Annotated in this window: 5 protein-coding genes; 1 reads left to right on the plus strand and 4 read right to left on the minus strand. The window is 71.5% G+C overall.

Annotated features, from left to right (window positions below):
- Window positions 1-29: 29 nt before the first annotated feature.
- The gene (locus RB614_RS19020) at window positions 30-1169 is read left to right on the plus strand and encodes a Glu/Leu/Phe/Val dehydrogenase dimerization domain-containing protein (protein ID WP_308713877.1); all 1140 of its coding nucleotides are present in this window, start codon (window positions 30-32) and stop codon (window positions 1167-1169) included.
- Window positions 1170-1226: 57 nt separating this feature from the next.
- Here RB614_RS19020 and RB614_RS19025 read toward each other — a convergent pair whose 3' ends face one another.
- The 4 genes from RB614_RS19025 to rhaI form a co-directional block, all read right to left on the minus strand.
- Window positions 1227-2015, minus strand: coding sequence for a CBM35 domain-containing protein (locus RB614_RS19025; protein WP_308713878.1), 789 nt, complete (start codon window positions 2013-2015; stop codon window positions 1227-1229).
- 80 nt (window positions 2016-2095) lie between these two features.
- Window positions 2096-3532, minus strand: a complete 1437-nt coding sequence (locus RB614_RS19030; protein ID WP_308713879.1) for a rhamnulokinase — start codon at window positions 3530-3532, stop codon at window positions 2096-2098.
- The gene (locus tag RB614_RS19035; RefSeq protein ID WP_308713880.1) at window positions 3529-5574 is read right to left on the minus strand and encodes a bifunctional aldolase/short-chain dehydrogenase; all 2046 of its coding nucleotides are present in this window, start codon (window positions 5572-5574) and stop codon (window positions 3529-3531) included. The genes RB614_RS19030 and RB614_RS19035 overlap by 4 nt, the downstream gene beginning before the upstream one ends.
- Before the next feature lie 3 nt (window positions 5575-5577).
- On the minus strand, window positions 5578-6570 hold a 993-nt coding region (gene rhaI / locus RB614_RS19040), incomplete at its 5' end, for an L-rhamnose isomerase (protein WP_308713881.1).

A 6570-nucleotide genomic window follows, 5' to 3' on the forward strand; every position in this document is an offset into this window, starting at 1 on the left:
GAGTGGCGAGTCAGGATAGCTTTCTGGAAGTGACGTGGACCGACGAGGTCACCGGCAAGCGCGGCTACCTCGTCATCGACCGGCTGGTACGCGGTGCGGCCAGCGGGGGCCTGCGGATGCGCGAGGGCTGCACGCTCGACGAGGTGCGCGACCTCGCCCGCGGGATGACCCTCAAGGAGGCGGTCGTCTACTCCCCGGACGACGCCTACGTCCCGTTCGGCGGGGGAAAGGGCGGAATCGACTTCGCACCCCAGGATCCGGGGGCGCGCGGGGTCATGGCGCGGTACGTCTCCGCGATGAAGCCGCTGCTCCAGGCGTACTGGTCGGCCGGGGAGGACCTCGGCGTGCGGCAGGACGTGCTGGAGGAGGTGGCGATCGAGGCGGGGCTGCGGTCGACCATCGACGCGGCGCTGCGGCTGGTACCGGATCCGGCGGCGGCGCTCGACCGGGTGCGGGCCGGGTTCGCGGTCTATGTGGACGGTGTCTGCCTCGCCGACCTGGTCGGCGGCTACGGCGTGGCCGAGGTGACGCTCGCCGCGGCCGAGCGGCTGGGGCTGCCGGGCGGGCGGGCGCGAGCGGTCGTGCAGGGCTTCGGCTCGATGGGCGGGGCCACCGCGCGCTACCTGGCGCGGGCCGGCGTACCCGTGGTGGGGATCTGCGACGTGCTCGGCGTGGTGTGGCATCCGGACGGGCTCGACGTGGAGGCGCTGCTGCGCACCCGTGACCGGTACGGGCGGGTGGACCGGCGCGCCCTCCGCCCCGGCGACCGGGAACTGCCCCGGGAGCAGTGGCTGGCGGTCGAGGCGGAGATCCTGGTGCCGGCCGCGCTCTCGTACGTGCTCACCGAGGCCAACGTCGACGCGGTCCGCGCCCGGCTCGTCGTCGAGGCGGCGAACGCGCCGACCACGGCCGGTGGCGAGGCGGCGCTCACCGCCCGGGGCGTACCCGTGATCCCGGATTTCGTCGCCAACGTGGCGACGAACGCCTGGTGGTGGTGGACGCTGTTCGGCGACATCGCGCCGACCGCGGAGGCCGCGTTCGGGAAGATCTCGGTCACGCTGCGCGGGCTGCTCCACGAGATGCTCGACCGGGCGGCCAGCACCGGCGGCTCCCCGCGGGCCGCCGCGCGGGCCATGGCGAACGAACGCGCCGCCGAGCTACCCCGCTAGCGCTCCGGTGATCGAAGCTCCCGCCAAGTCGCTGGAACGCCTTGACGGGAGCTTCGATCACGGCGAGAGGACCAGGCGGTCGAAATCGGGCGCCCAGGCCCAGCGGTTGCTGAACTCGATCGTGTTGGCGCCGGCTCGCAGCGCCAGCGTGACCCGCACCGAGCCGACGCGGTCCCAGCCGCCGGTGGCGGGAAAGTCGACCATGGCCGCGAACCGGCCGTTCACCTCGATGGCGGCGGTCCGGCGCTCGCCGGTGACGTAGTGGACCGTCACCTCGTACCGCCCGTCCTTCGCCACCGTGACGCCGGTGAACGTGAGCGTGTTGTCGCGCTCGCGGCCGACCCAGCCGACCACACTGCCGCCGGAGGCGCCGGCCATCTCGCGCGCCGCGACCCGGCCGCGCAGCCGGTTGCCGGGCGCCTCCGCCTCGTACGACGCGGGGGCCGGGGTGGTCGGCGACGGGCTCGGCGAGGTGGCAACCCGGGGCGGGGCGGCCTCTCCGCCCGGCGGGGGAGGGGGAGGTGGCGGCGCCACCGGTTCCTCCGTGCGGGGCGGCGTGGGGGACGGGGACTCGGAGACCGCGGCGGCCGCCGGTGGCCACCGCAGGGGCGGCGTCTGGCCGCGCGGCGTGGAGGACCCGTCGGAGGTGGCGAACAGCGCGATCGGCACGCTCGCCAGCGCCGCGGCGGCCAGCGCGACCAGTGGCCACCGCCACCGCCGGCCGAGGCCGGTCTCCTGGAGACCCGGGGGCTCGGGCGCCATGGCCGGGATCAGCGCGGGCAGGTGCTGGGTCGGGGCGTCGAGGGCGCGGAGCTCCCGGGTCTCCTCGTTGCCCGCTTCACCCACTTGTCCGCCCTCTGTCCACTATGGAATGATCGAGGCCGGCCGGTGCCGCCGGAGTGAGGGTACGCGAACTGTCCGGCGACTCAGCGAGAGGGGTGCACCCGCGCCTCGGCCGCCCGCCACGCCGCCTCCGCGCCCCGCGTGGGCCGGTAGGTGCGCAGCTCCTGGCTACGCCGCAGCAGGGCGCGCAGGTCGTCCAGGCCGCCGTGCAGCACGCCGAGTGCGCGGGCCTGCACCAGCGCGTTACCGAGCCCGGTCGCCTCGACCGGGCCGGCCACCACGGGCAGCCCGCAGGCGTCGGCGGTGAGCTGGCAGAGCAGGGCGTTTCGGGCGCCGCCACCGACGACGTGCACCGCGTCGACGTCCCGGCCGGAGAGGGCGCACGCCTGCCGTACCGCGCGGCGGTGCGCGAGCGCCAGACTGTCCACAATGCACCGTGTGAACCCGGCCGGCGACTGCGGCACCGGCTGCCCGCTCGCCGCGCACGCCGCCGCGATCCGGGCCGGCATGTCGCCCGGCGGCAGGAAGACCGGGTCGTCCACGTCGACCAGCGCGCCGAGCGCGGGCTCCTCGGCGGCGGCGGCCAGCAGCTTGCCCAGGTCGCCGGTGCCCCACCCGCGCATCGACTCCTGGAGGACCCAGAGCCCCATCACGTTGCGCAGGTAGCGGACGGTGCCGTCGGCGCCCGCTTCGTTGGTGAAGTTGGCCGCGCGGCTTGCCTCGCTGAGCACCGGCTCAGGCAGCTCGACGCCGACGAGGGACCAGGTACCACAGGAGATGTAGGCGAACCGCTCGCCCCGCGCCGGCACCGCGACCACCGCGGAGGCCGTGTCGTGCGAGCCGACCGCCGTGACGGGCACGTCCAGGTCACGCACGACGCCGGCGGGGTCGCCGGGCCGTCGCAGGTCGCCCAGGAGCCGCGCCGGCAGGCCGGCGCGGGAGACAAGTTCGGAAGACCATTCCCGGGTACGCACGTCGAGCAGCTGGGTCGTGGAGGCGTTCGTGACCTCGGTGCCGGCGACGCCGGTGAGCCAGTACGAGAGCAGGTCCGGGATCAGCAGCATCCGCTCCGCGGCGGCCACGGCCGGAGTGTCCGCCGCGGCGGCGAGCTGGAACAGCGTGTTGAACGGCAGCAGCTGCAGGCCGGTCGTGGCATACAGCCACTCCGCGCCGAGCTTGGCCACCACCGTCTCCATCACGCCGTCGGTGCGCGCGTCGCGGTAGTGCACCGGGTTGCCGAGCAGCGCTCCGTCACGGTCGAGCAGGCCGTAGTCGACCGCCCACGAGTCGATGCCCACGCTCGCCAGGTCGGGGTGCCGGGCGACGGCCGTGCGGAGACCGGCAAGCACCTCCGAGTACAGCCGGAGGGCGTCCCAGTGCAGCGTGTCGAGCAGCCGCACCGGGCCGTTGTCGAAGCGGCGCACCTCCTCCAGCGCCACCCCGTCCGGCGAGACCGACGCGAGCATCACCCGCCCGCTGGCCGCGCCGAGGTCGACGGCCGCGACCGTCGCCGTACTCATCGCAGGAATGCGGCTGCGACGCCGGCGTCGACGGGTATGTGTAGTCCGGTGGTGTGGGTCAGGTTGCCGGCGGTGAGGGCGTAGACGGCGTTGGCGACGTGTTCGGGGAGTACTTCCCGTTTGAGGAGGGTGCGTTGGGCGTAGAAGGCGCCGAGTTGGTGTTCGGGGATGTTGTAGGTGGCGGCGCGTTGGGCGCCCCAGCCGGCGGCGAAGATGCCGGAGCCTTGGACGACGCCGTCGGGGTTGATGCCGTTGACGCGGATGCCGTGGGGGCCGAGTTCGGTGGCGAGGAGGCGTACTTGGTGGGCTTGGTCTGCTTTGGCGGCGCTGTAGGCGAGGTTGTTGGGTCCGGCGAACACCGAGTTTTTGCTGGTGATGTAGATGATGTCGCCGCCCATGTGTTGGTCGATGAGGGTGGGTGCGGCTTCGCGGGAGATCAGGAAGGAGCCGCGGGCCATGACGGAGTGTTGGGTGTCCCAGTCGGTGTCGGTGGTTTCGAGGAGGGGTTTGGAGATGGATAGGCCGGCGTTGTTGATGACGAGGTCGAGTCCGCCGTAGGTGAGCAGGGTGGTTTGGATGGCGTGTTGGATGGCGGTGGTGTCGGTGACGTCGACGGTGAGGGGTATGGCGGTGTCGGTGTCGCCGATTTCGGCGGCGACGGTGGCGGCGGTGTGGGGGTTGCGGTCGGCGACGACGACGCAGGCGCCTTCGGCGGCGAGGCGGTGCGCGATCGCTCGGCCGATGCCGGAGCCGGCGCCGGTGACCAGGGCGATGCGGGTGGTCAGGGGTTTGGGTTGGGGCATGCGCTGGAGTTTGGCTTCTTCCAGGGCCCAGTATTCGATCCGGAACTTTTCGGCTTCGCTGATCGGCTGGTAGGTGGAGATGGCTTGGGCGCCGGCCATGACGTTGATGGCGTTGAGGTAGAACTCGCCGGCCACGCGGGCGGTTTGTTTGTTGGTGCCGTAGGAGAACATGCCGATGCCGGGGATGAGCACGATCGCCGGGTCGGCGCCCCGCATCGGCGGGCTGTCGGGGGTGGCGTGCTGCTGGTAGTAGGCGGCGTAGTCGGCCCGGTACTGTTCGTGCAGGTCTTTGAGGCGCTGCTTGACCTCATCCAGGGGTGCGGTGGGGGGTAGGTCGAGCAGGAGCGGGCGGACCTTGGTGCGTAGGAAGTGGTCGGGGCAGGAGGTGCCGAGCGCGGCCAGCCGGGGGTGTTGCGTGCGGGCCAGGAAGTCCAGCACCGGGGCGGTGTCGGTGTAGTGGCCGACCTGCCGCCGGTCGGTGGACGCCAGCCCGCGCAGGAGCGGGGCGAGGGCGGCGGCCCGGGCGTGCCGCTGCGGCTGCGGTAGGGCGGTGTAGCCGTCGATGATCGGGCCGAACGGGTCGGGGCGGCCGCGTTCGTCGATGAACGCCTGCGCGGTCCGGATGATCTCCCGCGAGTTGGCCTCACACTCGGCGCTGCTGTTGCCCCAGGCGGTGATGCCGTGCCCGCCCAGGATGACCCCGATCGCCCGCGGATGAGCCTGCTTGGCGGCGGCGATGTCCAGGCCGAGTTGGAAGCCGGGACGCCGCCAGCCCAGCCACACCACCCGGTCCCCGAAACACTGTTTGGTGAGGGCTTCACCGTCGGCCGCGGTAGCGAACGCGATACCGGCGTCGGGGTGCAGATGGTCCACATGTGCCGCGTCGACCAGGCCGTGCATCGCGGTGTCGATCGAGGGTGCGGCCCCGCCCCGCCCGTGCAGGCAGTAGTCGAACGCGGCCACCATCTCGTCCTCGCGCTCCACCCCCGGATACACCTGCGCGAGGGCGCGTAGCCGGTCCAGCCGCAGCACCGCCAACCCGGCCGGTGTGAGCGTGCCCAGGTCGCCGCCCGACCCTTTGACCCACACCAGGTCGACCGGCTGCCCGGTGACCGGGTCGATGCCGGTGCCCTTGGCCGAGGTGTTACCGCCGGCGTAGTTGGTGTTGCGGCGGTCGGCGCCGAGCCGGTTCGAGCGGCCGATCAGATCCTCAACCGGCGAGTCGTCAACGGTGGACACTTTTCAGGCTCCCCATCCGGCTTGCTGGCCGCCGACCCGCTCGGCGACGATCTTGTCCCCATAACCCGACCGCTGATACGCCGCGACCGGGTCGGGGTCCAAACCCATCTCCCGCCTGACATCCGCGAGCAGGGGACGCACGTCGGTGTTGTAGGCGTCCATGAAGACCGCGTTCGCACCCAACACGTCACCGGCCCGCTGAGCTTCGGCCAGGGCGTCGTGGTCGACCAGCAACGCCTTCGCCGTCGCCTCCTGCACATTCATCACCGAACGGATCTGCGCCGGGATCTTCGGCTCGATGTTGTGACACTGATCAAGCATGAACGCGATCCCCGCCCCCGACTTGAGCGCGTCCGCCGACACGATCTCATGCATGATCCGAAACAACTGGAACGGATCCGCTGACCCCACCATCAGGTCGTCGTCGGCGTAGAACCGCGAGTTGAAATCGAACGCCCCCAACTTCTGCTCGCGTAGCAGGAACGCCACGATGAACTCGATATTCGTACCCGGCGCGTGATGCCCGGTATCGATCACCACCTGCGCCTTCTCACCCAGCCGTAGGCAGTGCGCGTAGGCGGTACCCCAATCCGGGACGTCCGTAGTGTAGAACGCCGGCTCAAACAACTTGTACTCCAACAACAGACGCTGGTCGGGATTGAGACGCGCGTAGGTTTCCCGCAACGCCTGCGCCAGCCGGTCCTGCCGGACCCGGATCGAGTCCTGACCCGGATAATTCGTGCCATCCGAGAACCACAACTTCACGTCGCGGACACCGACCTGAGCCGCGATGTCCACACACTCAAGGAGGTGGTCGATGGCCTTACGCCGCACCGCCGGATCCGGATTCGTCACCGACCCGAGCATGTAGTCGTCGTCCTGGAACACATTCGCGTTGATCGTCCCCAACCCGACCCCATGCTCCTTCGCGAACCCCGCCAGATGCGTGTAGTCATCCACCCTGTCCCACGGAATGTGCAACGCCACCGTCGGCGC

The organism is Phytohabitans maris, from assembly GCF_031085175.1.
Lineage (GTDB): Bacteria > Actinomycetota > Actinomycetes > Mycobacteriales > Micromonosporaceae > Phytohabitans > Phytohabitans maris.